Source organism: Amycolatopsis roodepoortensis (genome assembly GCF_014873915.1).
Lineage (GTDB): Bacteria > Actinomycetota > Actinomycetes > Mycobacteriales > Pseudonocardiaceae > Amycolatopsis > Amycolatopsis roodepoortensis.
The window spans coordinates 1,837,479-1,863,830 of record NZ_JADBEJ010000001.1 but is presented as its reverse complement, the minus strand read 5'-3'; the positions used below and the strand labels follow the sequence as shown (position 1 = coordinate 1,863,830).

The following is a 26,352-nucleotide window of genomic DNA, read 5'->3' as shown; positions in this document are numbered from 1 at the left end:
GCGATCTCCCTATCTCCGGGCGGTCGTACGGGCCAATGACCGTTGCAGCACAACGACCACCAAGAGGAACGCACCGCTGACCACCGACTGGTAGTTGCTGTCGAGAGTTCCGATCTGGTTGATGACGTTCTGGATCACCGTCCGGATGCCCACTCCGATGACCGTGCCGAGAATCGTGCCCATTCCGCCGGTCAGCAGGGTGCCGCCGATGACGACCACGGAGATCGCGTCCAGTTCGAGGCCGACCCCGATCACCGTGACGCCGGATTGCAGGTACGCAGCGGTGAGAGCGCCCGCGAGCCCGGACAGGACGCCGCTCATCACATAGACGGTGACCTTCGTGCGGGCGACCGGCAGCCCCATCAGTTTCGCGGACTGTTCCGACCCCCCGGTCGCGAACACCGACTGCCCGAACCGGGTCCGCCGCAACAACAGCCCGCCGATCAGGCAGAGCGCCGCCGCGATGAACACCGGATAGCCGAACCCGAACAGCGTGCCGCGTCCGAGTTCGACGAACGCCTCGCCTTCCGGGATCTTGTACGTCGTCGCGCCCTCGGAGGTGATCGCGAGCAGCAGCCCGCGGGCGAACAGCAGCGAAGCCAGCGTGACGATGAACGGTGCCATCCCGGTCTTCGCGACGAGCAGCCCGTTGATCAGGCCGATCAGCCCGCACACCGCCAGCGGCAGCAGCAGCGCGACGAGGAAACCCCATTGTGACCCGTAGGCGGCGAGGACCCCGCCGAGCGCGTAGACCGACCCCACCGACAGGTCGATCCCGCCGGTGATGATCACGAACGTCATCCCGAGCGCGATGATGGCGAGGAAGGAGCTCTGCAACGCGATGTCGCGCAGGTTGTCCAGGCTGCCGAAGCGCGGGAACAGCAGCCACGCGACGGCGACCATGAGCACCAGCGCGATCGCCGCGCCCTGTTTCTGCAGGACCCCGGTCATCAGCTCGCGCCGCGTCGAGTCCTGAGCGGCCATCGTGGGCGCCGCGGTCATCGGCTGCTCCGTTCCCGTGCGACGTACACCGCGACGACGATGATCGCGGCCTGGATCATCTGCGCGGTCGAATCCGGCAGGTTGTGCTTGATGAGCGTGGCGCGGACGAGCTGCATGAGCAGGACCCCCATCACCGTGCCGAGGATGCGGACGCGCCCGCCGGTCAGCGGGGTGCCGCCGACCACGACCGCGGTGATCGCGGACAGTTCCATCAGCAGGCCGGCGTCCGCGGGGTCCCCCGCGCCGAGCCGGGCGGTGGAGAGCACTCCGGCCAGCGCCGCGAGCAGCCCGCAGATCGCGTAGACGCCGATGAGGACGCGGGTGACCGGCAGCCCGGCGAGCACGCTGGCCCGCCGATTGCCGCCGATCGCGACCAGCCGCCTGCCGAACGCCGTCTTCCCGACCAGCGCGGCCATGAGCACGGCGAGGACGGCCGCGATGAGCACGCTCACCGGGATCCCGAATACCTCGCCGGTGCCGAGCGCGAGGAAACCCGGATCGTGCAGCTGGATCAGCTGGCCGTCGGCGAGCACCAGCGCGAGGCCGCGCCCGCCGACGAGCAACGCCAGCGTCGCCACGATGGGTTGAATCCCGACTCTGGCCACGAGAACCCCGTTGAACGCCCCCGCCGCCAGCCCCGCGGCGAGCGCGATGGCGACCGCGGGCAGCGTTCCGTAGCCGAGGTACAGCGGGACGAGCGCGGCCGACAGCGCCATCACCGCGCCCACCGACAGGTCGACCCCCTCGGTGCCGATCACCAGCGCCATTCCGAGCGCGACCACCAGTACCGGCGCGGCCTGGATGAGCTGGGTGCGGAAGTTGCCGACGGTCAGGAAGTTCGCCGTGAACGCGATGTTGAACAGTACGAGCGCGACGACGGCGACGTACACGCCGTACTCCTGGAGCCACCGCGCCGCCCGGGTCCGGTCCACCGTTTTCGCCGTATCCGTCATGGTGGGCCCCGGTTCCTCCGTTCTCCGCTGGGTGCTAGTCATCCGCGCCTCCCGAAGCGATCGCGGCCAGCACGTGGTCCTGCGTCAACTGCTCCCCCGCCAGCTCCCCGACCACCGCGCCGTCCTTGAGCACGATCAGCCGGTCGGCGCCATCGAGGAGTTCGTCCATCTCCGACGAGATCAGCAGGACGGCGAGCCCGTCCTTCGCGAGTTCGTCGATGAGCGCCTGCACCTCCGCCTTCGCGCCGACGTCGATCCCCCGGGTCGGCTCGTCGAGCAGCAACACCTTCGGTTCGGTGCAGAGCCACCGGGCGAGCAGCACCTTCTGCTGATTCCCGCCGGAGAGCTCCGCGACCTTCTGATCCGGGCTGGACACCTTGATCCGCAGGCGTTTCACGAACGTGTCGACGATCCTGTCCTGCCTCGCCCGGCTGACCAGACCGAACCGCGACAGCTTCGGCAACGCGGCGAGCACGATGTTCTCCCGTACCGACAGATGCGGGATGATGCCCTCGGTCTTGCGGTCTTCAGCGAGCATGCTGACGCCCGCGCGCATCGCGGCGGCCACGTTCCCTTGCGGGACTTGCCTTCCGCCGACGAGGACGGTGCCGCCGGACAGCGGTAGATCGCCGACGATCGCGCGGGCGGTCTCGGTCCGGCCGGAGCCGAGCAGGCCCGCCAGGCCGACGATCTCGCCGGGTCTGATCTCCACCGAGACGCCGCTGAGCCGGTTCCCGCTGGTGAGGTCCTCCGCGCGCAGCACCGGCTCCCGGCCGGCCTCGTGGTCGCCCTCGAACGCCGTCGCGCCGTGGGAGCGGATGTCGCCCACACTGCGGCCGAGCATCATCGACACCAGTTCCAGCCGCGGCAGGTCTGCGAGCGGTCCGGTGTGGACCCGTTTGCCGTCCCGCAGCACCGTCACGCGTTCGCAGATCCGGTACAGCTCGTCCATCCGATGGCTGACGTACACGATCGCGATCCCGCGTTCGTGCAGCCTGCCGATGACCTCGAACAGCGTCTCGACCTCACGCGGTTCCAGCGAGGACGTCGGCTCGTCCATGATCACGACATCGGCGTCGACCGACACCGCGCGGGCCAGCGCCACCATCTGCTGCGCGCCGACCCCGAGTGTCCCGAGTGGACGGCGGACGTCGGCGTCGATGCCGTAGTCCTTCAGCAGTGCCGCCGCGTCGGCGTTCATCCGCGCCCAGTCCACCAGCCCGAACCGCTTCCGCGGCTCGCGGCCGAGGTACACGTTGCTCGCCACGCTCATCAGCGGGATGAGGTTGACCTCCTGGTAGATCGTGGAGATCGCGCCCCGCGCGTGGATCGTGCCGGAGTCCGGCCTGTGCACGCCGGTGAGCACCTTGATCAGCGTCGACTTCCCGGCGCCGTTCTCGCCCACCAGCGCGTGCACCTCGCCCGGCCCTAGCGCGAACGACACGTCGTCGAGCGCGCGCACCCCGGCGAACGTCTTCGTCACGCCTTCGACCTCGAGAACCGGTTCCATCGTCAGTACGCGTTCCCGAGCTTCTGGGCCGCGTTCGCCGAGTCGTACTGGTCGTCGGAGATCACCACGGTCGGCGGGATCTCCTTGCCGGCGGCGAAGTCCTGCAGCGTGGAGAAGGCGAGCGGACCGAAGCGCGGGTTGGACTCGATCACCGCGTTGTAGCTGCCGTCGGCGATCAACTGGACGGCGTTGCGGGTGCCGTCGATCGAGACGATCTTGACGTCCTTGCCCGGTGTCTTGCCCGCGGCCTTGAGCGCGGTGACCGCGCCGATGCCCATCTCGTCGTTCTCGGCGTAGACGGCGGTGATCTCGGGGTTGCTCTGGATGAGCTGCTCCATGACCGCCTGGCCCTTGGACCGGTCGAACTCGCCGGTCTGCTCGGCGACGATCTGGATCCCCGTGGTCGAGGCGATCTCGTCCTTGAATCCCTTGGTGCGATCGGTGGTCACGTTGTTGCCGGACGCGCCGAGCAGGATCGCGACCTTGCCGGTGCCGCCGGTGGCCTTCACCATCTCCTGCGCGGCGCGCTTGCCCTGCTCGACGAAGTTGGAGCCGATGAAGGTCAGGTAGTCGGTGCACGGTTGGGAGGTCACCTTGCGGTCGATCGTGACGACCGGGACCTTCTTGGCCTTCGCCGCGTCGAGGGCGGGCTGCAGGCCGTCGGAGTTGAGCGGGGCGACGATGAGCAGCTGCGCGCCCCGGTCCAGCAGCGACTTGATGTCGCTGACCTGCTTGTTGAGGTCGCTCTGCGCGTTGGTGATCAGGAGTTTGTCCGCCGGGACGCCGAGCTTCGTCGCTTCGTCCTTGATGGACTGCGTCTCGGCGATGCGGAACGGGTTCGCCTCCTTCTCCGACTGGGAGAAGCCGATGACCGCGTTCTTCACGTCCACCTGCGGGTAGCCGGTCTTCTCGCGGGCGCATCCCGGCCCGGCGGCCTGGCTCGGCGCCGCCGAGGCGGCCGGTCCCGCCCCCGACGGGGCGGATTGCTGGGTCTCGCGGCTGGTGCAGGCCGTCAGCGCGAGCGCGAGGCCGGTCACCAGGAGCAGGGTGCGGCGGATGGGCAGGGACATCGATCGCTCCTCGGGGAAGTCGAGCACACGGATCTGCGGTGACCCATGTCACTCATAGGGACGATGCCAGATTTACATCGTTGGTACAACGTTGTAAATCCGCCGTTCGCGCGGCTAGGCTGTGCCGGATCTGTGCCGGAGCACTGCAGAGGGGAGCGAGGGTGGCCACGCTCAAGGACGTCGCCAAGCTGGCGGGCGTCTCGGTCAAGACCGTGTCGAACGTGGTCAACGGCTACGACTTCGTCAAGCCGGAGAACCGCAAGCGCGTCGAGGAGGCACTGGCCTCGACCGGGTACCGGCCCAACCTCGGTGCCCGAAACCTCCGCCGCGGCCGCACCGGGTTCCTCGGGCTGATGCTGCCCGAGCTGAGCATCCCGTACTTCGGCGAGCTGGCCGGCCTGGTGCTGCAGGCGGCGCAGGAACACGAGTGGAACGTCCTCATCGAACAGACCCTCGGCACCAGGGAGCGGGAGCGCAACGCCCTGTCCGCGCTGGGGCCGCATCTGATCGACGGCGCGATCATCAGCCCGGAAGCGTTGCACACCAACGACTTCGAAGACCTGGCGCCGGGCGTGCCGCTGGTGATGCTCGGCGAGCACGTCGTCGACGTCCCGATCGACCACGTCGGCATCGACAACGTCCAGGCGGCCCGGATCGCGGTGCGGCACCTGATCTCGCTCGGCCGCCGGCGGATCGCCGCCATCGGCGCGCATCCGCAACGCCACACCGCCGCGCAACGGCTGGAGGGCTACCACTCCGCACTGGAGGAAGCCGGTCTCACGCCCATTCCCGAGCTGGTCCTGCCCGCCCTGCGTTACCACCGCGCCAACGGCGCCGAGGCGATGGCGCATCTGCTCGCGCTGCCGGAGCCGCCCGACGCGGTTTTCTGCTTCAACGACCTTCTCGCCATCGGCGCCCTGCGCGCCGCGGCCGAACGCGGCGTCCAGGTGCCGTCGGACATGGCGATCGTCGGCTTCGACAACAACGAAGAGAGCGCGTACAGCCTGCCTTCGCTCACGACGATCGCGCCGGACAAGGCGGCGATCGCGCGGGCCGCGGTCGATCTGCTGCGGCGACGTATCGCGGGCGGGAGCGACCTGGAACCGGAAGACGTCCAGACCCCGTTCTCGCTGGAGATCCGGAACAGCACCATCGCCTAGCCCCCGCATTTCGTCCTCTGGATGCGGTAGTTGCGTGTGCTAGGACCGCATTCAGAGGACGAAACGCGGGACTCGTGGCATTGTGTGTCCGTGAACCGGGCCCTGGCCGTGCTGACCCTCGTCGCGTACGTGACGTTGCCGCTCGGCTCGGCCCGATACGAGACGCTCGTGCTGCCGACGCTCCTCGCCGGGCTGGTCTACGCGGCGATCGCGATCGCCGGCTTCCCCTGGGTGCAGAAACACGGGCGCGCGTGGGCGATCGCGTACGTCTGCGTTCAGTTACCGCTCGGCTTCACCCTGTTCTCGCTTTCGGGCGCCGCCGTCGGCGCCGTCCTGCTTCTCGTGGTCCTCGTGTGTCACACCGTGTTGCTGCTGCCGCTGCCGGTGGCCTTCGGGGTCGCGGTGGTGATCCCGTTGATCCACCTGCCGATGGCGCCGCTTGACGGGCTCCGCGAGGGGCTCGGGACGCTGGCGGTCATGGTCTTCGCCGCCGTGGTGACCGAGCTGGTCGTCCGTGAGAAGCGGGCCCGGGAGGAACTGGCCGAGGCGCACGAACGTCTCCGCGACCAGGCAGCGCAGGCCGAACAACTCGCCACGATCCAGGAGCGCAACCGCGTCGCGCGCGACATCCACGACGGGCTCGGTCACCATCTCACCGTCGTCCAGATGATGTTGCAGGCCGCCCGCGCGGTGATCGGCACCGGCGACACGGAGCGGGCCGACGGGATGCTCGCCAAGGCACAGGACCAGTCGCGCGAGGCGCTGGCGGAGGTCCGCCGGTCGGTGTCGGCGTTGCGGGAGCCGCGTTCCGAACCACTCGCGGACGCGGTGCGGGCGCTGACGGAGGAAACTTCCACGGCGGGCGTGCCGACCGGATTCGAGGTCAAGGGCACCGCGAGGGAGACCCGCGCCGACGTGGAGGAGTCGCTGTTCCGGGCGGCCCAGGAGGGACTGACCAACGTGCGCAAGCACGCGCGAGCGACCGCCGCGACCGTAGTGCTCGACTACGCCGTGACCGATCGAGTCCGGCTCGAGGTCCGCGACGACGGTATCGGGTTCACCGGAGATCCCCAGCCGGACAAGGGTTTCGGCCTCGTGGGACTACGCGAGCGGGTCGCCGGGCTCGGCGGAAGTGTCTCGGTCGACTCCGCGGAAGGGCACGGCTCGACGCTCACCGTGGAGGTGCCGGGATGAGCGTCCGGGTGCTGATCGTCGACGACCAGGCGTTGTTCCGCGAAGCGTTGGCGACCCTGCTGGAGGTCCAGCCGGAGATCGACGTCGTCGGCGAGGCGGGCGATGGTGAGGAGGCCGTCCGGCTCTGTGCCGAGCTCCGTCCCGACGTCGCGCTGATGGATCTGCGGATGCCGGTGCTGGACGGAATCGCCGCCACAGCGCGGCTTCGCGCCGAGCAACCGGACGTGCGCGTCCTGGCGTTGACGACGTTCGACGACGACGAAGACGTCTTCGCCGCGTTGCGCGCGGGCGCGGTCGGCTACCTGCTCAAGGACGTTTCGTCGACGCGGCTGGTCGAAGCGCTGGTCGCGGCCCAACGGGGCGAATCGGTGCTGCAGCCGTCGGTCGCGGCGAAACTCGTCGCACACGTGGCGCGACTGCCCGCCGAGACGCCCCGGCCGTCGACGACGCCGCTTTCGGAGCGTGAACTGGAGGTCGTCCGGCTCCTGGCGGACGGCCGCAGCAACCGTGAGATCGCCAAGACGCTGTTCCTCGCCGAGGGCACCGTGAAGAATCTCGTGACGAGTGTCCTGTCCAAGCTTCAGGTGCGGGATCGCACCCAGGCGGCCCTGCGCGCGAAGGAACTCGGCCTGTTCTGAGAGGCGGGTCGCACGCACCGGTCACATGACCTCGGGCATGACTTCCGGCACCTGCCCGCGTGACCCGCCCCGCCCGAACATTGCTCCCATCGCACCGACCGAGGGAGCCGAAATGAAGCACACGACCGAACCGAAGACCCGTAAGCAGGCCGTTCTGCACTTCGTCCGCCACGCCGTGGAGATGCTGATCGCGATGGTGGCCGGGATGATCGTGCTGGAGCCGGTCTGGTCGTTCCTGTGGCCGGGCCTTCCGGGCAACGTGACCGCGAACGCACTGGTCATGGCGACGAACATGTCGATCGGCATGGCGCTGTGGATGCGGATCCGGCGCCACGGCTGGGTTTCGATCGCCGAGATGTCGGCCGCGATGTACGTGCCGTATCTGCTGTTCCTGCCGTTCTTCTGGACCGGCCTGATCTCGGGATCGACGCTGATGACGGCCGGCCACGTGCTGATGGTGCCCGCGATGCTCGCCGCCATGTTCCGCCGCCGCTCCGAGTACGGGCTCTGACCATGCGATCTCTCCTGCGTGTCACGCTGACCGCGCTGGCGTTCACCGTCGCCGCCCTGGCCCTGCCGGTCACCCTCGGCGCGGTCACCCTCAACGCCAGCTTCGAAGACCGGTACACGCCGAGAAACGACGGCATCGTGCCGCGTCCCGCCCACCGGCCGCACGATCCCGCGAAACCGACCGCGGTGGTCGTGGTGGGCAACGAGGGTGCCGTCGTCTCCGACGCGCTCGCGCCCTACGAGGTCCTGGCGGCGTCCGGCGCGTTCAACGTCTACACCGTCGCGCCGGAGGTCCGGCCGGTCACGCTGACCGGCGGGCTCGACCTCGTCCCGGACCTGGGTTTCGCCGATCTCGACAGGCTGCTCCCTTCCGCTGCGCCGGACGTCGTGGTGGTGCCCGCGTTGCCGGATCTCGGCGAGCCGACCACGCGGCCGGTGACCGAGTGGCTGAACCGGCAGTCGGCGCGGGGCTCGCTGCTCATGAGCGTCTGCAACGGTTCGGGCGTGCTCGCCACGGCCGGGCTCCTCGACGGGCGGAAGGCCACCTCGCACTGGATCCGCATCGACGGCTTCGACGACGAGTTCCCCGCCGTGGACTGGATTCGCGGCACACGCTACGTCGACGACGGGAACATCCTGACCACGGCCGGGATCCTCTCCGGGATCGACGGGGCGCTCCGGCTCACCGAGCGCTTCGCCGGCACCGAGACCGCGCGGAAGACGGCGGAAGCCGTCGGCTGGGCCCACTACTCCCCCGGCTCCAGCCCGCCGATGGAGCTGAACAGCTTCGAAGCGGCGGACACCGTGGTCGGGTTCAACACCGCCTTCCGGTGGGACAAGCCCAGGCTGGAAGTCCTGCTGACGACCGGGATCCGTGAGCTGGAACTGGCCGCGGTGTTCGACACCTACGGCCAGTCCCTCGCGGTCGAAACGCGGGCGGTCGGCCTCGACGGCACGCCGATCCGGTCGCGCCACGGCCTGACCTTCGCGCCGCGTGGCACCCCGAGCCCCGGCCTCGACCGGCTGATCGTGCCCGGCACCGACGCGGCCGCGAGTCACGCCGCCGACCGATACTCCGGGCGCTCACCGGTGTACCTGCACGCCGAACCGGGATTCCCGTTCGACGCCGTGCTCGAAGACCTGGCACGCACGACGGACGCCGCGACCACGCGATGGACGTCGAGGACGCTGGAATACCGGCCGGCCCACCTCGCGCTCGACGGCGAAGCGTGGCCGTGGACGGTCACACTCCGGCCGTTCGGGCTGGCCGTCCTCGGCCTGCTCGTGGCCTTCGGGATCCGTGCCGTCAGCCGGCGATTCGCGGGCCGGGGCCCGTCTCCCTTACGACGCGGTAGCGGGGATTCGCACTGACCAGCGACTCGACCTCGCCGGGCAGGCCGTCGAGCGCCGCTTGGATGGCCGCCAGCCGTCCCGCGGTATCCGAGGTCTCTTCGAAATGCCGGTAGTCCGCTTCACTCGCCCAGCTGACGACGTTCACGACCCTCGTCCCGTCCACGCTCGCGTGGAAGCGGGCCGAAACGTAGCCCGGGTAGAACCGGACCCAGCGGTCCTGGATCTCCGCGAAGGCCTCCACCAGTGCCGCCTGGGTCTCCGGTCCGTCGACCGCGTACTCGATGATCGAGTAGAAACCCTTGTCCTCACCCATGTTCACTCCTTGACGCAATTCGGTGAACACCAGGCTTCACCCTCCACCTAACTGGAGATCAAGGCCTGCCCGCCTCATGGGCGACGATCGCGAGCTGGATCCGGTTGGTCAGGTCGAGCCGGGTCAGCGCGCTGGAAACGGTCGCCTTGATGCTCGACCGGGAAAGATGCAGCCGTTCGGCGATCTCCGCGTTGCTCAGCCCCTCCGCGACGGCGTGCGCGACATCACGTTCCCGCTCGGTCAGCAGCTCCATCCGGTTCCTCGCGGTTCCGCGATCCGGGCCCCGCCGCGCCGCCATCGCGATCACGGTCCGGGTCACCTCCGGCGACAGCACCGGTTCCCCGGCCGCCGCGCGCCGGACCGCCTCGACGATCTGCTCGGGCGGGGTGTGCTTCAGCAGGAACCCCGCCGCGCCCGCGCGTAAGGCGGCGAGCACGGTCTCGTCGGCGTCGAACGTCGTCAGGATGACCACGGCCGGCGCGTGCTCCCCCGTCCGCCCGGCGAGCGCGGCGGTGGCGGCGATCCCGTCGAGCACCGGCATCCGGACATCCATCAGCACGACGTCCGGCCGCAGCCGGGCCACGGCGCCGGCGACGTCGGCTCCGTCGGCCGCCTCACCGACGACCTCGACGTCGCCCGCTCCGCCCAGCATGAGCCCGAGCCCGCCACGCACGAGAGGATCGTCGTCGACCACCAGTACCTTGATCACGACGCACACGGTATCCGGGCCCGCACGCGGAACTTCCCGTCGCTGATCTCCCTGCTCAGTTCCCCGCCGTGCAGCGCGATCCGCTCGGCGAGCCCGATCAGTCCCGCGCCCGCGCCGGGGATCTCGCTCGTGGTGACGCCGATCGGCGCGGCGTTGGCCACCTGCACCAGCACCTCTCCCGACGCCGAGCCGCTCACCACCACGTCGACGGCCGCACCGGGAGCGTGTTTCCGCGCGTTCGTCAGTCCTTCTTGGACGATGCGGTAGATCGTGCGCTGTAGCTGCGGTCGCAACTCCTCGAGTCCCTCGGCGAAATCGGCCCGCACCTGCTGCCCGCTGAGGCGGGCTTCGTCGACCAGGGCGGGCAGCCGGGCCACCGTCGGCTGCGGTGCCTCGCGGCCGTCCTCGCCGTCGGGTGGCTGACGCAGGAGGTCGAGGACCTCGCGCAGTTCGTCCAGCGCCTGGTTGGCGTTGGACCGCACGACCGCGACGACGTCGCGGACTTCGGCCGCCGTCGGTTCCGGCGCGGCACCGCGTTCCGCCTGCGCCGTGCGGTATTCCAGCGCTCCGGCGTGCACCGCGAGCAGCGAGATCCGGTGCGCGAGGACGTCGTGCATCTCGCGCGCGATCCGCTGGCGTTCGGCCAGGCGGCTCTCCTCCAGTGCACGGCCGTGCGCCCGCCGCTCGGCGTCCGCGCGCATCCGCAACGCCAGCACGACCTGACGGCGGGCGCGCACGCCGATCCCGGCCGTCACCACGAGCGCGGCCCCGAGCACCAGGCTGATCAGCCAGGGCAGGGGCTGCGCGGACGCGCCGGGGAAGTACGCGTGGATGTACGGGACGCTGATCAGCACCGCCACCGACGTGATCGGGACGGCAGGCTTCCAGCCCCGGTGCAGGGCGAGGGAGAACAGCAGCAGGATCATCGCCGCCGCCGCGGTGTTCGCGAGCGCCCCGGCCGTCGCGGCCAGGACACCGCCCGTCACCGGGAACCGCCGTCGCCACCAGAGCGCCAAGCAGACGATCCCGCCAAGGACCGCATCCGCCACCTGCGTCCAACTCGGCAGCCCGAGCACGTTGGGAAGGACGAAATACCGGAACTCGAGGAACCAGACGAGGGCCGCGACCGCGAACATCGTCACGTCCACCGCCCAGTCGCGCGGCGTGCGCGTCCCGGACCACTCCCCCGGCTCGTCGGCACGGGCGAGCTCACCGGGCAGCATCCAGCGGTCCACCGTCACGGCCATCGTCGCAGTGTAGATACCGACAGACCGGACAAGTGGCCACGATCTTCCTGGTCACCCGGCCATCGAGCCGGTCCCGTCGACCGAAGCGGCGGGCATACCCCCGCGGCCATCGTGGAGCCCATGCTGAGCGAAACGGCGCCCGCCCTGAGACTCGACGGGCTGACCAAGGCGTTTTCCGGGAAGACCGCCGCCGATCACGTAGGGCTCACCGTGCCGCCCGGATCGCTGACGGGGCTGGTCGGCCCGAACGGCGCGGGCAAGACCACCTCGCTGGCGATGGCCGTCGGGCTGCTGCGCCCCGATTCGGGGACCGCGCTGGTCCACGGTGTCGACGTCTGGGCCGAACCGGCCACGGCGAAGGCCATGCTCGGTGTCCTGCCCGACGGCCTCGCTTTGCCCGAGCGCCTGACCGGCGCCGAACTACTGACCTACTGGGGGCTTCTCCGGGGCATGGACGCCGCCGTCGTCCGTTCGCGGGCGGCCGAGCTGCTGCGGATCCTCGAACTCGAAGAGGCCGAGGAACGCGGGGTGCTCGTCATCGAGTACTCGACCGGGATGCGGAAGAAGATCGGGCTGGCGACGGCGCTCCTGCACGCGCCGAAAGTGCTCGTGCTCGACGAACCCTTCGAGGCCGTCGACCCGGTTTCGGCACGGGTGCTGCGGGCGATGCTGCGGCGGTTCGTCGCGGCCGGCGGGTCGGTCGTCCTCTCGTCGCACGTGATGTCGCTGGTCGAGGATCTGTGCGATCGGGTGGCGATCATCGCGGACGGGCGGGTCGTGGCGAGCGGCACGCTGGCCGAGGTCCGGGGCGATTCGACGCTCGAAGACGTGTTCGTGCGGCTCGTCGGCGAGCGTTCGGTCGGAGCGGAGGACCTGTTGTGGTTGGCGACCTGATCCGGCTGAAACTCGCGATCCAGCGGCATACGGTCAGCTGGAAGCGAGTGCTCGGCCTGGTCGCCGGAGTGCTGGGCGCCGCGGCGACCTGGGCGGCCGTGTTTGTCGCGGAACCGGCCTCCCGCACCGACGTGCTGCTGCTCGTCCTGGCCTGCTGGACGGCGGGCTGGCTGGTCGGGCCCGTGCTCACCTCCGGCGCCGCGATGCTGCGCCCGGAGTACTTCACCCTGCTGCCGCTCGCGCGGCGTGGGCTCGGAGCGGGGTTGCTGGCGTCCGCGTTCGCCGGAGTCGGCGGTGCCGTGACGACGATCGCGGCGCTGGCGTTGATCCCGTACGCCCTCGCCACGGCGACCGGCGGGACCGCGATCGCCTCGGTCGCCGTGGCCCTCGTGGGCGCGGTGCTCCTGGTCGTGTTCCTGGTGGCGCTCTCCCGGACCGTCTACGCGTTGCTGGGCGCCGCGATGCGCACCCACCTCGGCGTGGAGCTCGCCGCGGTCCAGTACGGCCTGCTGTTGTCGTCGATGACGGCGGGCTGGGCCATCGTCCGGCCGGTACTGGAGTCGATCCCGGCGTTCCTGCGTGACGGTTTCGGTACCGTTCCCGCCCGTGCGGCGCTGGAGTGGACGCCGTTCGGGCTGCCGCTGCGCGCCGTCGGCGAGATGGCCGCGGGACGGCCGATACCCGCGCTGGGCTCGCTCGCGTTGCTCGCCGGGGCGACGGCCGCCGTGACGACGGCCGCGATCGTGCTGCTGACCCCGCATGTCGGCGCCCGCACCGCGCGACGCCGCCGCCGTCCCCTCGGCGGCCGCGTGCTCACCCGCGCCCGGCTGCTCCCCGCGAGCCCGCTCGGCGCCGTCGTGGGCAAGGAACTCCGTACCTGGTGGCGGGATCCCTGGCGGAGCCTGGAGGTCCGCTCGGCCATCTGGTTCGGGGTGTTCATCGCGATCTACGGCGCGATCGCCGGAGTACCGGAGATCGCCGGGCTCGCCGGTGCGGCCGTCGCGCTCACGGTCGCGCTCAGCGGCGCGAACCTCTACGGCCAGGACGGCACCGCGCTGTGGCAGCTCGTGGTGGCCGAGAGCCCGGCGACGGTGCGTGCCGACGTCCGCGGCCGCCAGATCGCCATCACCGTCCTCTTCGGACTGCCCGCCCTCGTCCTGTCCGCGGCGATGATGGCCGTGACGGGGATCTTCACCTACGCCGTGCCGATCCTCGCGGTGCTGATCGCGCTGCTCGGGGTCGGCTGCGGTACCGCGCTGGTGATGTCGGTGCTCGGCGCGACACCCGGCGTCGACCCGCACCGCCGCGTCAACGCCACGGACGCCGGCGAGAACACGGCCGGGATCTTCGCGGCGTTCCAGCTCCAGCTGTGGGCGACCGCTCCGACGTCCGCGATGGCCGCGACGCTGACCTTCGCGGGCGATTCGCTCCCGGCCTGGTTCGGGGCGGCTACGCTCGCGGTGGCACTGGTCAACGCCGTCGCCGGAGCCTGGCTCGGGGGTGCCCTCGCGACCCGCAGGCTGGCGGCACGGCTCCCCGAAACCTTCGCGAAACTACGGTGAACCGGGCACGTTGCTCCGGCCGGGTCTGGCGGGCGGGCGTCGGCTCGACAAGGATCGGCCGATGCGCGAAAGCAAGACGTTCGGCCTGATCGCCCGAGGCGGGCTCGTCTGCTACGCGATCGTGCACCTGCTCGTCGCCTGGCTCGCGGCGCAGGTCGCGCTCGGCGACAAGGCGAAGGCGGACAAGGCGGGCGCACTGCAGATGGTCGTCGCCGAGGGGGGCGCGTGGCTGCTGTGGTTGATCGCGGCCGGCCTCGCGGTCCTGGCGTTGTGGCAGCTCAGCGAGGCGATCACCGGGCACCGGCACGTCAAGGCGCGGCGGCGGACCGTGCGCAGGATCGTCAGCGCCATCGAGGTCGTGCTGTACGGCCTCGTGTCCTACAGCGCGGTGAAGCTCGCCACCGCGGGCGCCGACGACGGGCAAGGCTCTCTCGTCGCCGGGATCCTCGCTGAGTCGTACGGACCGGTCCTGGTCACCGCCGCCGGGATCGCCGTCGTCGCGGTGGCCGTGTTCCTCGCCCAGCGCGGATTCCGGAAGACCTTCGTGCGGGAGCTCGACTTCGGCGGCGCCTCCAGCCATACCCGGACCACGACGATCCGGCTCGGGCAGATCGGCTGGATCGCGCTCTCCGCCGCGTACGGCACCATCGGCGTGCTGACGGTCGTCGCCGCGGTGACGTTCGATCCGGCCAAGGCGAGCGGCCTCGACGCCGCGCTGAAGACGCTCTCCGCCCAGCCGTACGGCGGCCCGATGCTCCTCGCGCTCGCGGCCGGTATCGCCGCGTTCGGCGCCTTCGCGCTGCTGGACGCGCGCTTCCGCAAGATCTGATCTGCCCGCCGACCCGACCTGTGGCACCGTGAACGACGTCTGGAGGTCGTGATGGCAGGTGTGATCGAACTGATCCGCGAGGGCGGCGAGGACGACCGTCAAGCGCGGATCGTCGAAGTGCTGGTGGAGGCCTTCGAGGACCTCATGTGCGCGGACGCCGACGCGTTCCGCCGCAAGTTCCGCAAGATGGCCGCCGCCCCGTTCGCCTTCTACCGGGGTTCGGCGTGCCTGTTCTACGCGGACATGGCGCACGAGGAAGACCCGTGGGCGAACGCGGAGACGAGTCGCGTGTGGATCCAGGGCGACCTGCACGCCGAGAACTTCGGCAGCTACATGGATTCTTCGGGGACCCTGGTGTTCGACGTCAACGACTTCGACGAGGCGTACCTCGGCTGCTTCACCTGGGACCTCAAACGACTCGCCGCCAGTGTCGCGCTGCTGGCGTGGAGCAAGGCGATCTCCGACGACGACATCGAGACGCTGATCGGCACCTATCTGCGCGCCTACGTCAAGCAGGTCCGCGAGTACGCCGAGCGTCCCGGCGACGAACTCGTCCGTCTCCAGCTGGACAGCACCGAGGGCGCGCTGCACCAGGTCCTGCTGAGGGCCCGGCTCAAGACGCGGATCGACCTGCTCGACGAGCTGACCACCGTGGAGGATTACGACCGCAGGTTCCGGCACGGGCCGGGCGTCCGGGTACTGGACAAGGCCGAGCACGAGATCGCGGCCAAGGCCTTCGAGTCCTATTTGGACACCATCCCGGAGAACAAGCGGTTCGGCAGCATCACCTACCGCGTCAAGGACATCGTCGGCCGGACGGGATTCGGCATCGGCTCGGCCGGGCTGCCCGCGTACAACATCCTCGTCGAAGGCCGCACCCAGGCGTTGGAGAACGACGTCGTCCTCTCGATGAAACAAGGCAACGTCGCGGCACCGAGCCGGATCGTGTCCGAGGAGAGCATCCGCGGCTACTTCACCAACGAGGGGCATCGCACCGCCGTCTCCCAGCGCGCGTTGCAGGCGCACGCGGATCCCTGGCTGGGGTACACGGAGATCGACGGGACCGGGTTCGTCGTCTCGGAGCTCTCGCCCTACGTCGACGACCTGGACTGGTCGGATCTGACCGAACCGTCGGAGATGGGGCCGGTCCTCGACTACCTCGGCCGGGCCACCGCGAAGATGCACTGTGTGTCCGATTCGGACTCCGAGCAGACCCTCGTCGATTTCCAGAGCGAAGCGGCCATCGCCGCAGTGATCGGCGACCGCGAGGAGGAGTTCGTCCGCACGCTGACCGAATTCGGGATGGCCTACGCCGAGCAGTCACGGAACGACCACCGGCTGTTCGTGGACGCCTTCCGCGGCGGGAAGATCCCCGCCGTCCGGCCCGCCGCGGAGGGCTGACCGGACGACGGGGGCGCGCTACTCGCGGAGACCGATCGCCTCGATCGGCTTCGACCGCAAGGCCACGCGGGTGGCGAGGCCGAGCGACAGGACGCCGAGCAGGATCGCCCCGGCGATGACACCGCCGAAGACGGTGATCGTGCCGGACGGGAGCGGCGTGCCGCGCAGGCCGAGGTTCAGCAGTACCAGCGGAACCCCCGCCACCACGGTCCCCAGCAGGGCCGCGATGCCGGCCGTCGCCAGCGCTTCGAAGCGCATCATCCGCACCACCTGGCGTTTCGACGTGCCGACCAGGCGCAGGAGCGCGAACTCCCGGGAGCGCTGCGCCGTGCTCATCACCAGCGTGTTCGCCACGGAGATCACGACGTAGCCGAGGATCACGCCGACCGCGACCAGGTTCACGTAGAACTGGGCCTGCTGCTGCCCGCCCACGGGAGCGGCCACCGCCGATCCCGGTGTCACGGCCAGTCCCGGGTAGCGGGTCGCGAGGTCGTTCAGCGCGGCGGTGACGGTGGCGGCGTCCGCGTCGGGCTGCTGCCGCACCAGCACCGCGTCGTCCATCCGGTCCCCGGTGTGTGCCCTGGCGAGATCCGCGGGCAGCACGTAGCGGCCGAAAGCCTGGTCGCGGGTGTAGGTGGCGACCAGCCGCAGTTTGGCCGGAGCGCCGTCACCGAAGTAGAACTCGACCTCGTCACCGATCTTCTTCTCGTACCAGCCTGCTTCCGATTCGCTCATCGCGACGGTGTTCCCGGTCAGGTCGGTGATCTTGCCCGACACGACGCCCAGTTCGAGGTTCCCGCGGATCTGCGCGCCGTCCAGTCCTTGCGCCGCGTACCGCTCGACGCGCAGGCTGTCCTGTTCCCGCACCGTGTTGATCACCTCGGTGCGGACGACCGGGGTCGCGGCCGCGACGCCGGGGATCCGCCGCGCCGCCTCGGCGACCTCCGGCGAGAGCCCGCCCGTGGCACTGGCGAGCACGTGATCCGCGGTGGTCGACTCGACGGTCTCCTCCTGGCGCGCGGCGGCCGCGGAGGTCTGGCTGTAGAACATCGTCAGCGCGAACGAGACCGCCAGCATCACCGGCGTCACCGCGGCGGCGAGACGACGCGAATTGGCCTGGTTGTTCGCCGCGGCCAGGTAGCCGCTGATCCGCGACGTCCGGTTGAGCACCGGCGCGATCAGCCGCGTCATTACGGCGACCACCTTCGGGCTGACCACGGCGAGCCCGATCACGATGATCAGCGACGAACTACCCGAAGCCGCGAGACCCGCGTCGCCGCGGACGAAGATCGGGACCATCGATCCGGCGAGGCCGGCCACCACCAGCGCGCAGCCGATGAGGACGCGCACGCGCCCGAGTTCGCGCCGCTCCACCGCGGCCTCCCCGAGCGCCTCCACCGGACGGATCGACGACGGGCGCCGCGAAGCCGACCAGGCGGCAAGGCGCGCCGTGCCGAGGCCGAGCGCCAGCGCGGCGACGAGCGGGATCGGGCTGATCGCCAGTTCGAAGTCGGGCGGGATCACGCCGATGGCCCCGAACGCGTTCCTCAGCCCGAATCCCACGGCCACACCGAGACCGCTGCCCAGTACCCCGGCGACCACCGCGACGATCATCGTCTCGGCGCCGATGAGCTTGCGAATCTGCTGCGGGGTCGCCGCGATCGCCCGCAGCAGCGCGAACTCCCGGCGCCGCTGGTTGATGACCAGCGCCAGCGTGCTGGCCACGACGAACACCGCGATGAGGAGAGCGAAACCGCCGAAAGAGCCCGCGAGCGCCATCAGCAGCATCCGGGTCTGGCTGACGTCGAGGAACTCGACCGTGCTGCGCTCGACCCCGGTCGTCACCGTCACCTTGTCGGTGCCGACCGCGGCGCGGATCCGGTCGGCGAGGTCGCCCGGTGTGACACCAGGGTCCGCCAGTACACCGATCGCGTGCGCCTGCCCTGGTGTCCCGGCGAGTTCGGCGGCCTTCTCCGGCGAGAAGAACACCGCGGATTGCCGGGCGAGTCCGTCACCCGACTTCGGCGCGGCGATACCGGAAACCAGGAACTCCACCGGCGCCGAGCGGACGGCGATCTTCACCCGCTGGCCGGTCGACACCCCGCTCCGCGACGCCAGGTCCGCGTCCAGAACGACCTCGTCGGCGCCCGCGGGTGCCCGGCCGTCACGCAGCGAGAACGGCGCCAAGGCCGCGGCGTCCCAGTTGTGCCCCAGCGACTGACCGCCTTCGGGCCCGGTCAGCGTCCGGCCGTCGGCCGTCACCACGGTCGCCGGGAAGCTCTGCTCCGCCACCACGTCGCGGACCCCCGGCACCGCGGAGATCACGCCGGTGAGGCTCACCGGCACCGAAGCCTGCTCGGCGACCTGCTGGGTCTCGAGCGGACCGGCGCCCGGCGGGTCGACCGTCTGCTGACCGCCGACGACGACCGCCGCGTCCGTGTACCGCTGCGTCGGGACACCCGCGCGCAGACCGGACTCCATCAGGATGCCGCAACCGGCGACCAGCGCCGTCCCGCAGAGGATCGCGACGAACGCGCCGACGAAACCACTCAGGCGGGTCTTCGTCGTCTGCCAAGCCAAATCCCACATGACGTCACCACTCCCCGAGGTGCGTCATACGCTCGGCGACCCGCTCCGGAGTCGGCTGCGGAAGATGGCCCGCCAGCTTGCCGTCGGCGAGGAACAGCACGCCGTGCGCGGCCGACGCCGCGACCGGATCGTGGGTGACCATCAGCACGGTCTGGCCCATACCGTCCACAATGGAGCGGAGCAGGTCGAGGACCTGGCGCGCGGTGCGCGTGTCCAGCGCCCCGGTCGGTTCGTCGGCGAGGACGACCTCGGGCCGGGTGATCAGCGCGCGGGCGATCGCGACCCGCTGCTGCTGGCCGCCGGAGAGCTCCGACGGGCGGTGTTCGAGCCGCTTCGCGATCCCCACTCCCTCGACGATCTCGCGCAACCACTGCGGATCCGGCTTCTTCCCGGCCAGCCGCGTCGGCAGCGTGATGTTCTGCAGCACGTTCAACGACGGCAACAGGTTGTAGGCCTGGAAGATGAACCCGATCCGAGTCCGCCGCAGCTCGGTGAGCGCTTTCTCGCGCAGCCTGTTCAGTTCCGTGTCCCCCAGCAGCACCCGGCCGGAGCTCGGCTTGTCCAGCCCCGCCGCACAGTGCAGGAAGGTGCTCTTGCCCGATCCCGACGGTCCCATCACCGCGGTGAACGAGCCCTTGCGCACCTCGACGGTCACCCCGTTCAAGGCCGTGACCGCGCCGTCGCCGGATCCGTAGACCTTGCTCACGGATTCCAGCGTCAAGGCGCGTGTGCCCCCTGAATTCATCATTTCCCCTTAACCGGTGGTGATCTCTCTCGAGGAAACCTACGGCCGGCGAGGGTCCGGATCGATCCCGCGTGAGGGAAGACTCGTGGTAGCGCTGGCACCACCATGACGCCGGTCACCCCGGTCTGCGGGCGGTGTGACCACCGGCCTTCTCCAGCGCGTGCGCGATTCCGAGAGCGCGCAGGTCGGCGCGGTGTGCCGTGACCACCTGGACCCCGACCGGCAGCCCTTCGCCGGTGAAGCCCGCCGGGACGGCGGTCGCCGGGCATTCCGTGGCGGAGATCAGGTAGGCCGCCCGCATCCAGTGCAGGTAGTCCTCCACTTCGGACCCGCCCACCGATTTCGGGTACTCCAGTCCCGCGTCGAACGGAAGCGCCTGGCTGGCGGGAAGAACGACGGCGTCCACAGTGGAGAAATAGGCGCGGACACGGTGGAAGAGTTCGGTGCGCAGCCGGTTGGCCGTGGCGACGTCGGCCCCGGTGAGCGCGCGTCCTTTCGCGACATTCCAGTGGATGGCCTGCTTGACTTTGCCCGGTTCGGCGTCGATGAGGTCACCGACCCCTTGCGCGTAGTACAGAGCCCGGAAGGTCTGGAAGACCTCCTCGGCACCGGTCAGGTCGGGGCAGCCGGAGACGACTTCGGCACCGAGGCCGCGCAGGACGTCCACCTGGGCTTCCACGATCGCCGCGACCTCCGCGTCGACGGGCACCCGGCCATCGAGGTCGGGTGAGACCGCGATCCGCAGGCCGTCCAGCCGCGTCGGCAGTCCGGTGGCGAACACGGAACCGGGTTCGGGCAACGACAGCGGCGCGCGTTCGTCCGGTCCCGCCTGGACGGACAGCAGCAGGGCCGTGTCGGTCACGGTGCGCCCCATCGGGCCTTGGACGCCGAGGGTGAACCAAGCGTCTTTCGACGGCCACGCCGGAACTCGCCCCGGACTCGGGCGGTGGCCGACGACGTTGCAGAACGAGGCCGGATTCCGCAGCGATCCGCCCATGTCGCTGCCGTCGGCCAGCGACGTCAGCCCAGCCGCGAGCGCGGCGGCGGCGCCTCCGCTCGAACCGCCCGCGGAACGGTCCGGCGCGTAAGGATTGCGGGTCAGGCCGAACACCGGGTTGAAGGTGTGCGAGCCCGCGCCGAACTCGGGAACGTTCGTCTTGCCGAAGACGATCGCCCCCGCCGCCCGCATCCTGGCGACGACGAGCTCGTCCGCGTCGGGCACGTTGTCCTCGAACGCGGGCGAGCCGAAGGTGGTACGCATCCCGGCGGTCGCGTGGAGATCCTTCACCGCGAGCGGGAGCCCGTGCAGGGGCCCGAGCGACCGCCCGGCCGCGTGCGCTTCGTCGGCCGCCGCGGCTGCGGCCCGCGCGCTCTCCTCGTCGATGCTGACCACGGCGTTCAGCGTCGGGTTCAGCTCGGCCACGCGGTCGAGGGTGGCGTCGAGCAGTTCCCTCGCCGACAACTCGCCGGAGGCGAGCATCCGGGCCTGGGTGGTGGCGGGCAGATCGTTGATCGCGCTCACGCGCGGACCTCCTCTTGGTCGGGGACTCGGTAGGGAAATCCTTCAGTCCGGCAGCGGGTTCCTCCAATAGGCGGGGCACGCGGAGCTTCCTACGTTGGGACGAACGTTGCCGGGAGGGGCGCAACGTCGACCGTCCCGTCACCGTTCAAGGAAGAGCGCATGACAGCATCCACCGCTCCATCCAAGACCACCTCCGCCCAGACCCGCAGGCTCGCGATCGGCGCGGGCGCCGGAACCTCGCTGGAGTTCTTCGACTTCTCGATCTACACGGTCGCCTCCGCGCTGGTCTTCCCGAAGGTGTTCTTCTCCGGCGACACCGATCCCTGGTTCGCCTCGTTCATGAGCCTGGCGACCTACACGATCGGCTACGTCGTCGCGCCGCTGGGCGCGATCGTGATGGGCTGGGTGGGCGACCGCTACGGCCGCCGCCGCGCCATGCTCATCACCTTCTACCTCATGGGCGCGGCCACCGTCCTGATGGGACTGCTGCCCGGCTACGCCACGATGGGGGTGGCCGCGCCGTTGCTGCTCGTCCTGTTGCGCCTGGTGCACGGGTTCTCCCGAGGCGGGGAACTGGGCGGCGCTTCGGTGCTCGCCGTGGAGCACGCGCCGCCGTCACGGCGGGCGGCGTTCGGCGCGTTCGTCGCCTTGGGTTCGCCGGTGGGGGCGCTGCTGGCGAACCTGGCCTTCGTGCTGATCTTCTACTTGCCGCCGGGGGTGATCACCAGCTGGGGCTGGCGGATCCCGTTCATCGCGGGCGCGGTCGTCCTGGCCATCGGTGTCTGGGCGCGGCGTGCCCTCGAGGAATCGCCCGTGTTCCACGAGCTCGCGGCCAGCAAACTGGACAAGAAGATCGTCAAGCTGCCGATCTGGAACGTCATCCGGGACAACTGGGGCAAACTGCTGCTCGCCGCGGGCGCGAACACCGGGCTCAACGGCGTCATGTTCGTCCTGGCCGGGTTCATGCTCTCCTATGCCGCCGGTCCCGCGCCGAAGGGCCTCGGCCTCGACATCCAGGACGTGCTGTGGGGCACCCTGCCCGGCCTCGCGCTCCACGCGGTCACGGTCGTGATCGGCGCCCGGCTCTCCGACAAACTGGGCCGCAAACCCGTGATGCTCGCGTCGGCCGTCGCGGTACTGGCTTACATGTTCCTGCTGTTCCCGATCGCGCGGATCGGCACGCTGACCGCGTGGGCGCTCGCCATCGCCGTCGGTTTCGCCCTCACCGGCTTCCTGTTCGGCCCGCTGATCACCTACCTGACGGAGCTGTTCACGCCCGAACAACGGCAGTCCGGCGCCGGACTCGCCTACCAGCTCGGCGCGGTGCTCGGTGGTGGCCTCGCGCCGTCGATGGCGAACCGGCTCATCGAATGGACCGGCTCCTCGACGTCGGTCGGCTACTACCTCGCCGGCGGGATGGCGCTGACCGTCGTCTGCCTGCTGGCCCTTCCCGAAACCGCACCAGTGAGGACCCGCCGATGACCGACGAACTCGCCGAGCTGCGTCACCGCGTCGAGGTGCTGGAGGCCGAGGCCGAGATCCGCCGGATCCAGGCCCGCTACATGTTCCTTTGCGACACCCCCTGCCCGGAGTACGGCGTCACCGGCGACGACCACCGCATCGAGCTGATCCTCGAGCTCTACACGGAGGACGCCGCGTGGGAGGGCGTCGGCGAGTACTACGACGGGCAGTTCGGCCGCGCGGTGGGCAAGGACCGGATCCGGGCGCATTTCGAGCGGTTCTGGGGCGAGAAGCGGGATCCGGCGCTGGTCCTCAACGCCCACTACCTGACGTCCGAGCAGATCCACGTCGACGGCGGCCGGGCCGAGGGGCAATGGATCCACGTCCAGCCGTGGCTGTACGCCGACGGCACCGGCCTGCTGCGATCGAGCAGGCTCAACAACGCGTTCCGGCGCCAGGACGGCCGCTGGCTCATCACCCGCACGCGGACCGAGAACGTCTTCATCGCCCCGCTGCCCGGGGGTTTCGCGTCGGACTTCCCGGCGTCGTCGGTGCTGATGGCGCCGGGCCCGGTGCCCGGTCCGTGAAGGCCTCCTTGAGGGGACTCTGGGTCCCGCAAGGAGGCCTTCACTGACTCCACAATCGTCACGTTCGCCCCATAGGCACCAACAGTCACAGCGGCTGCGCGTGAAGGCCCCCTTCCCTCGGCTCAGCCGAGGAAACTCGACCTTCACACCTCACGAAGTACATGAAGGCCCCCATCCTTGCGCCTAGGTACAGGAAGGGGGCCTTCATGTACTTCCGGCGGGCAAGGGCCTCGCGTGTCTTGGCGACCTACTGCCGATGCGCGTGTCGTCCATCCAGTCACGCGTGTCGTCAGCCGGATCACGCGTGTCGTCCAGTCAGTCACGAGCCAGCTGCGCCTAGACGGTGACCTGGTGCTGCAGGACGTCGCGCACGAGGGTGCCGAGGCTGTCCGACTCGGTCTTGGCCTTGATCCGGGCCCGGTGCACGTCGACGGTCTTCACGCTCGTGCCCAGCTGCCGCGCGATCAGCTGGCTGGGCAGGCCGTCGATCACCAGCCGCAGCACCTCCCGCTCACGCGGGGTCAGGGTCGCGATCCGCTCGGCGACGGCTTTGCGGCAGGCCGCCGCGGAGAACCGTTCCGACGCGACCACCAGCTGCGCCTGGACGACTTCCAGCATCCGCTGCGGCTCGTACGGCTTCTCGAGGAAGTCCACGGCGCCCAGCCGGAGCGCCCGCACCGACATCGGGATGTCGCCGTGCGCGGAACAGAAGATCACCGGGGCCGGGAATTCGCGCGCGACGAGCTTCTCCTGCAGTTGCAGCCCGCTCAGGCCGGGCATCCGGACGTCGATGATGAGCACGCTCGGCTCGTCGGGGTCGAACTCCTCCAGGAACGTCGGCCCGTCCGGGTAGACGAGCGCCTGGATGCCGACGCTCTCCAGCAGGAACACCAGGGATTGGCGGATGGCCTCGTCGTCGTCGACGATGTAGACCACCGGCGACGTCTCGCCGCCGGACGCGGAATCAGTGGTGGTCATGCGGAGCTCCTCCTGGTCGAAGGGTAAGCCAAGGGCCGGACGCGCACGGTCGGAGGCCATGACGCGAAAGCCACTTTCGCAACGTTCAAGGTTGCGAAAGTGGCTTTCGCAACACCCGCTCCACCCAGCAGGCGTGCCCGAGCAGTTCGGCGTCCCCGCCGTGGCGCCCGACGAGTTGCAGACCCAGCGGCAGCCCCGCCGCGTCGGTGAACCCGGGCAGCCCGACCACGGGAAGCCCGAGCGCCTGCCAGCCTCGGCTCAGCACGGGATTCCCGGTCGCGTCCAGCCCTCGCGGCGCCGCGCCGGGCGCGGCCGGGCCGAGCACGACGTCGTAGGCGTCGAACACCTCGGCCAACCGAACAGAGCCCGTAGCGATGGTCGCGCGGGCGCTTTCGTACTCGTCGGACGACGTCGCGGCACCGGTCCGGAGCAGTTGCGCCAAGGGAGCGCTCAACCGGTCGGCCGAGGCGAGCTCGGCGGCCCTTTCGCGGGCCGCTTCGTAGGCCATCACCACGGGATGTGCGGCCGTGAGCTCGGCCATCAGCCGTTCGCCCCGGAAAGCCGAGACGGTCGCCCCTGCCTCCCGCAGCCGCTTCGCCGCTTGTGTCACGGCGTGCCGCATCGGCGCTTCGACGACGTCGAGCGCGTCGGCGGACCACACCAGGATCCGCGGCGGCCGCGGTTCCGGATCGGGATCGGCGGTCAGCGCCGACCAGGCGATCGCGAGGTCGGCGACGGTGGCCGCGAAGACGCCGTGGCTGTCCAGGCTGGGACTCAGCCCCGTCACCCCGGTGACCGGATACCGGCCACGGCTCATGACCAGCGACGCGACCCCGCAGTACGACGCCGGTCTGGTGACCGATCCGGCGGTCTGCGAGCCCAGCGCCAGCGGAACCTGCCCGGACGCGACGGCGACGGCCGATCCACTCGACGAGCCGCCCGGGGTATGACCGGGAGCCGTGGGATTGCGCGTCGGGCCGGGGGCGAAGAACGCGAACTCGGTGGTGACCGTTTTCCCGAGCGGCCTGGCGCCCGCCGCGCGCCACGCGGTCACGATCGCCGCGTCCGAGGTCGCAGGAGCGGCTTCCGCGCGCAGCGCCGAACCGCATCGGGTGGGCACACCCGCCAGATCGATGATGTCCTTGACCCCGAGTGGCACGCCCGCGCCCGGCAGGAATTCCGTCCGGTCGACCCAGGCGTGCAGTTCCGCGTCCGTCTCGGCGATCCGGGCCAGCGCGCGCTGGTGAGCGTCCTCCGGGGTTGTCCGCCCCTCACGCAGATCCCGGACCAGCTCCCGCAGCGACCACGGGCGCGCCGGGCTCATTGCTCCACCCACGCGGCATCCGCTTCCCAAAAGTCCACGCCACCGGCGCTCACCCCGTGCCGCCACTCCGAGGTGCGCCTCAGCAGGGGTTCGACCCGCGCGGTCACCTCGTCGGCGGCGTCGGGACCGTCGGCCGGGACCTGCCAGTGGACCCACTCCAGTTCGCGGCCCTCGGCGTCGTGCACGAACAGGTCCACATGACGCCAGCCGTACCCGTGGTTGTCGTTGTAACACATCAACGTCGTGCGTTCGCTCATGGCGCGATCCGGTGGAATTCGCGGCGGAAGTAGGCGAGGCCGCCGGCGCCCTCGTCGACGAAGACGTCCTCGACCTCCACGAAGAGCACGGTGTGCGTGCCCTGGGTGAACTCGGCGCCGACGCCTCCGATCAGGACGGCGGCCGCGTCGCGGACGACGGGGATGCGGAACCGGTCGTGGTCCCAGACCTCGGACCGGAACCGGTCGAGCATCGGCACGTCCGTCGCACCGGCGAACTGCAGGGCGAGGTCCTGGTGCTGGGGCGCCAGGACGTTGATGGCCATCCGCCCGTTGGTGCGGAAGATGTCGTGCGTGTAGCTCGACTGGTTCACGCAGACCAGCAGGGTCGGGGGCGAGTCGGTGACCGAGCAGACCGCGCTCACCGTGATGCCGGCGCGGCCGCTGACGCCGTCGGTGGTGACGATGTTGACAGCCGTCGAAAGGTTCGCCATCGCCGCGCGAAACCGTCGCTGGGTCGTGGTCAGCTCATCGGGCATACCCCGACGCTAGAGCCGTGGCCGAAACCGGCGATATCCCGAGTTCC

The 26,352-nt window shown here is 70.3% G+C and carries 25 protein-coding genes; 11 read left to right on the top strand and 14 right to left on the bottom strand.

Features of this window, described 5'->3' with window-relative positions; all coding sequences use genetic code 11:
- Window positions 1-9 precede the first annotated feature (9 nt).
- From H4W30_RS08510 to H4W30_RS08495, 4 genes are read right to left on the bottom strand one after another with little or no spacing between them, the layout of a single operon-like run.
- The gene (locus H4W30_RS08510; protein ID WP_191252469.1) at window positions 10-1,002 is read right to left on the bottom strand and encodes an ABC transporter permease; all 993 of its coding nucleotides are present in this window, start codon (window positions 1,000-1,002) and stop codon (window positions 10-12) included.
- Window positions 999-1,955 carry an ABC transporter permease gene (locus tag H4W30_RS08505; RefSeq protein ID WP_192742494.1) on the bottom strand — a complete coding sequence of 319 codons (957 nt, stop codon included), beginning with the start codon at window positions 1,953-1,955 and terminating at the stop codon, window positions 999-1,001. The genes H4W30_RS08510 and H4W30_RS08505 overlap by 4 nt, the downstream gene beginning before the upstream one ends.
- Window positions 1,956-1,989: 34 nt before the next feature.
- Window positions 1,990-3,465, bottom strand: coding sequence for a sugar ABC transporter ATP-binding protein (locus tag H4W30_RS08500; RefSeq protein ID WP_192742265.1), 1,476 nt, complete (start codon window positions 3,463-3,465; stop codon window positions 1,990-1,992).
- Window positions 3,466-3,467: 2 nt separating this feature from the next.
- A complete protein-coding gene (locus H4W30_RS08495) occupies window positions 3,468-4,535 on the bottom strand; it encodes an ABC transporter substrate-binding protein (RefSeq protein ID WP_192742264.1) in 1,068 nt (355 codons plus the stop codon).
- Between the two features lie 161 nt (window positions 4,536-4,696).
- Between H4W30_RS08495 and H4W30_RS08490 the strand changes: the two genes are divergently transcribed.
- The 5 genes from H4W30_RS08490 (at window position 4,697) to H4W30_RS08470 (ending at window position 9,408) form a co-directional block, all read left to right on the top strand.
- Window positions 4,697-5,695, top strand: a complete 999-nt coding sequence (locus H4W30_RS08490; protein WP_034318806.1) for a LacI family DNA-binding transcriptional regulator — start codon at window positions 4,697-4,699, stop codon at window positions 5,693-5,695.
- 90 nt (window positions 5,696-5,785) lie between these two features.
- Complete coding sequence (locus tag H4W30_RS08485) at window positions 5,786-6,889, top strand: sensor histidine kinase (protein ID WP_192742263.1); 1,104 nt, start codon at window positions 5,786-5,788, stop codon at window positions 6,887-6,889.
- Window positions 6,886-7,527, top strand: coding sequence for a response regulator (locus H4W30_RS08480; RefSeq protein ID WP_192742262.1), 642 nt, complete (start codon window positions 6,886-6,888; stop codon window positions 7,525-7,527). Before H4W30_RS08485 ends, H4W30_RS08480 begins: the two co-directional genes overlap by 4 nt.
- Window positions 7,528-7,639: 112 nt before the next feature.
- Window positions 7,640-8,038 carry a hypothetical protein gene (locus H4W30_RS08475; protein ID WP_192742261.1) on the top strand — a complete coding sequence of 133 codons (399 nt, stop codon included), beginning with the start codon at window positions 7,640-7,642 and terminating at the stop codon, window positions 8,036-8,038.
- Between the two features lie 2 nt (window positions 8,039-8,040).
- Complete coding sequence (locus H4W30_RS08470) at window positions 8,041-9,408, top strand: DJ-1/PfpI family protein (RefSeq protein ID WP_192742260.1); 1,368 nt, start codon at window positions 8,041-8,043, stop codon at window positions 9,406-9,408.
- On the opposite strand, the gene H4W30_RS08465 is transcribed toward H4W30_RS08470, so the two are convergent.
- The 3 genes from H4W30_RS08465 to H4W30_RS08455 are packed head-to-tail and all read right to left on the bottom strand — an operon-like array spanning window position 9,344 to window position 11,659.
- On the bottom strand, window positions 9,344-9,703 hold the full coding sequence (locus H4W30_RS08465; RefSeq protein ID WP_192742259.1) for an antibiotic biosynthesis monooxygenase family protein: 360 nt from the start codon (window positions 9,701-9,703) through the stop codon (window positions 9,344-9,346). The two genes, H4W30_RS08470 and H4W30_RS08465, sit on opposite strands and share 65 nt — an antisense overlap.
- A 58-nt stretch (window positions 9,704-9,761) precedes the next feature.
- The gene (locus H4W30_RS08460) at window positions 9,762-10,412 is read right to left on the bottom strand and encodes a response regulator (protein WP_192742258.1); all 651 of its coding nucleotides are present in this window, start codon (window positions 10,410-10,412) and stop codon (window positions 9,762-9,764) included.
- Complete coding sequence (locus H4W30_RS08455) at window positions 10,409-11,659, bottom strand: sensor histidine kinase (RefSeq protein WP_192742257.1); 1,251 nt, start codon at window positions 11,657-11,659, stop codon at window positions 10,409-10,411. Before H4W30_RS08455 ends, H4W30_RS08460 begins: the two co-directional genes overlap by 4 nt.
- Window positions 11,660-11,779: 120 nt before the next feature.
- Between H4W30_RS08455 and H4W30_RS08450 the strand changes: the two genes are divergently transcribed.
- From H4W30_RS08450 to H4W30_RS08435, 4 genes are all read left to right on the top strand, one after another.
- On the top strand, window positions 11,780-12,553 hold the full coding sequence (locus H4W30_RS08450) for an ABC transporter ATP-binding protein (RefSeq protein ID WP_192742256.1): 774 nt from the start codon (window positions 11,780-11,782) through the stop codon (window positions 12,551-12,553).
- Window positions 12,538-14,115, top strand: a complete 1,578-nt coding sequence (locus H4W30_RS08445) for a hypothetical protein (protein WP_192742255.1) — start codon at window positions 12,538-12,540, stop codon at window positions 14,113-14,115. The genes H4W30_RS08450 and H4W30_RS08445 overlap by 16 nt, the downstream gene beginning before the upstream one ends.
- Before the next feature lie 61 nt (window positions 14,116-14,176).
- Window positions 14,177-14,944, top strand: coding sequence for a DUF1206 domain-containing protein (locus H4W30_RS08440; protein ID WP_225948822.1), 768 nt, complete (start codon window positions 14,177-14,179; stop codon window positions 14,942-14,944).
- Window positions 14,945-14,995: 51 nt separating this feature from the next.
- Window positions 14,996-16,345, top strand: a complete 1,350-nt coding sequence (locus tag H4W30_RS08435) for a DUF2252 domain-containing protein (RefSeq protein ID WP_192742253.1) — start codon at window positions 14,996-14,998, stop codon at window positions 16,343-16,345.
- 18 nt (window positions 16,346-16,363) lie between these two features.
- Here H4W30_RS08435 and H4W30_RS08430 read toward each other — a convergent pair whose 3' ends face one another.
- From H4W30_RS08430 to H4W30_RS08420, 3 genes are all read right to left on the bottom strand, one after another.
- Entirely contained in the window at window positions 16,364-18,934 is a 2,571-nt protein-coding gene (locus tag H4W30_RS08430; protein ID WP_192742252.1) for an FtsX-like permease family protein, read from the bottom strand.
- A 4-nt stretch (window positions 18,935-18,938) separates the two neighbouring features.
- Window positions 18,939-19,679, bottom strand: a complete 741-nt coding sequence (locus tag H4W30_RS08425; protein WP_192742493.1) for an ABC transporter ATP-binding protein — start codon at window positions 19,677-19,679, stop codon at window positions 18,939-18,941.
- Between the two features lie 115 nt (window positions 19,680-19,794).
- Entirely contained in the window at window positions 19,795-21,201 is a 1,407-nt protein-coding gene (locus H4W30_RS08420) for an amidase (protein ID WP_192742251.1), read from the bottom strand.
- A 159-nt stretch (window positions 21,202-21,360) separates the two neighbouring features.
- Here H4W30_RS08420 and H4W30_RS44490 point away from each other — a divergent pair, with 159 nt between their 5' ends.
- Together H4W30_RS44490 and H4W30_RS08410 are read left to right on the top strand one after the other, a co-directional pair.
- Complete coding sequence (locus H4W30_RS44490) at window positions 21,361-22,683, top strand: MFS transporter (protein WP_192742250.1); 1,323 nt, start codon at window positions 21,361-21,363, stop codon at window positions 22,681-22,683.
- Window positions 22,680-23,249 carry a nuclear transport factor 2 family protein gene (locus H4W30_RS08410; RefSeq protein ID WP_192742249.1) on the top strand — a complete coding sequence of 190 codons (570 nt, stop codon included), beginning with the start codon at window positions 22,680-22,682 and terminating at the stop codon, window positions 23,247-23,249. Before H4W30_RS44490 ends, H4W30_RS08410 begins: the two co-directional genes overlap by 4 nt.
- Window positions 23,250-23,585: 336 nt before the next feature.
- Here H4W30_RS08410 and H4W30_RS08405 read toward each other — a convergent pair whose 3' ends face one another.
- The 4 genes from H4W30_RS08405 to H4W30_RS08390 form a co-directional block, all read right to left on the bottom strand.
- Window positions 23,586-24,227, bottom strand: a complete 642-nt coding sequence (locus H4W30_RS08405; protein ID WP_192742248.1) for a response regulator transcription factor — start codon at window positions 24,225-24,227, stop codon at window positions 23,586-23,588.
- A gap of 85 nt (window positions 24,228-24,312) precedes the next feature.
- A complete protein-coding gene (locus H4W30_RS08400; RefSeq protein ID WP_192742247.1) occupies window positions 24,313-25,551 on the bottom strand; it encodes an amidase in 1,239 nt (412 codons plus the stop codon).
- Window positions 25,548-25,808 carry a hypothetical protein gene (locus H4W30_RS08395; RefSeq protein ID WP_192742246.1) on the bottom strand — a complete coding sequence of 87 codons (261 nt, stop codon included), beginning with the start codon at window positions 25,806-25,808 and terminating at the stop codon, window positions 25,548-25,550. The genes H4W30_RS08400 and H4W30_RS08395 overlap by 4 nt, the downstream gene beginning before the upstream one ends.
- Complete coding sequence (locus tag H4W30_RS08390) at window positions 25,805-26,305, bottom strand: flavin reductase (protein ID WP_192742245.1); 501 nt, start codon at window positions 26,303-26,305, stop codon at window positions 25,805-25,807. Before H4W30_RS08390 ends, H4W30_RS08395 begins: the two co-directional genes overlap by 4 nt.
- Between the last annotated feature and the right edge of the window lie 47 nt (window positions 26,306-26,352).

Bases quoted from the DNA above. Each gene is read 5' to 3' on its own strand.
- H4W30_RS08510 (WP_191252469.1), bottom strand. From the start codon at position 1,002: ATGACCGCGGCGCCCACGATGGCCGCTCAGGACTCGACGCGGCGCGAG.
- H4W30_RS08505 (WP_192742494.1), bottom strand. From the start codon at position 1,955: ATGACGGATACGGCGAAAACGGTGGACCGGACCCGGGCGGCGCGGTGG.
- H4W30_RS08500 (WP_192742265.1), bottom strand. From the start codon at position 3,465: ATGGAACCGGTTCTCGAGGTCGAAGGCGTGACGAAGACGTTCGCCGGG.
- H4W30_RS08495 (WP_192742264.1), bottom strand. From the start codon at position 4,535: ATGTCCCTGCCCATCCGCCGCACCCTGCTCCTGGTGACCGGCCTCGCG.
- H4W30_RS08480 (WP_192742262.1), top strand. From the start codon at position 6,886: ATGAGCGTCCGGGTGCTGATCGTCGACGACCAGGCGTTGTTCCGCGAA.
- H4W30_RS08475 (WP_192742261.1), top strand. From the start codon at position 7,640: ATGAAGCACACGACCGAACCGAAGACCCGTAAGCAGGCCGTTCTGCAC.
- H4W30_RS08470 (WP_192742260.1), top strand. From the start codon at position 8,041: ATGCGATCTCTCCTGCGTGTCACGCTGACCGCGCTGGCGTTCACCGTC.
- H4W30_RS08465 (WP_192742259.1), bottom strand. From the start codon at position 9,703: ATGGGTGAGGACAAGGGTTTCTACTCGATCATCGAGTACGCGGTCGAC.
- H4W30_RS08455 (WP_192742257.1), bottom strand. From the start codon at position 11,659: ATGGCCGTGACGGTGGACCGCTGGATGCTGCCCGGTGAGCTCGCCCGT.
- H4W30_RS08450 (WP_192742256.1), top strand. From the start codon at position 11,780: ATGCTGAGCGAAACGGCGCCCGCCCTGAGACTCGACGGGCTGACCAAG.
- H4W30_RS08440 (WP_225948822.1), top strand. From the start codon at position 14,177: ATGCGCGAAAGCAAGACGTTCGGCCTGATCGCCCGAGGCGGGCTCGTC.
- H4W30_RS08435 (WP_192742253.1), top strand. From the start codon at position 14,996: ATGGCAGGTGTGATCGAACTGATCCGCGAGGGCGGCGAGGACGACCGT.
- H4W30_RS08430 (WP_192742252.1), bottom strand. From the start codon at position 18,934: ATGTGGGATTTGGCTTGGCAGACGACGAAGACCCGCCTGAGTGGTTTC.
- H4W30_RS08425 (WP_192742493.1), bottom strand. From the start codon at position 19,679: ATGAATTCAGGGGGCACACGCGCCTTGACGCTGGAATCCGTGAGCAAG.
- H4W30_RS44490 (WP_192742250.1), top strand. From the start codon at position 21,361: ATGACAGCATCCACCGCTCCATCCAAGACCACCTCCGCCCAGACCCGC.
- H4W30_RS08410 (WP_192742249.1), top strand. From the start codon at position 22,680: ATGACCGACGAACTCGCCGAGCTGCGTCACCGCGTCGAGGTGCTGGAG.
- H4W30_RS08405 (WP_192742248.1), bottom strand. From the start codon at position 24,227: ATGACCACCACTGATTCCGCGTCCGGCGGCGAGACGTCGCCGGTGGTC.
- H4W30_RS08400 (WP_192742247.1), bottom strand. From the start codon at position 25,551: ATGAGCCCGGCGCGCCCGTGGTCGCTGCGGGAGCTGGTCCGGGATCTG.
- H4W30_RS08395 (WP_192742246.1), bottom strand. From the start codon at position 25,808: ATGAGCGAACGCACGACGTTGATGTGTTACAACGACAACCACGGGTAC.
- H4W30_RS08390 (WP_192742245.1), bottom strand. From the start codon at position 26,305: ATGCCCGATGAGCTGACCACGACCCAGCGACGGTTTCGCGCGGCGATG.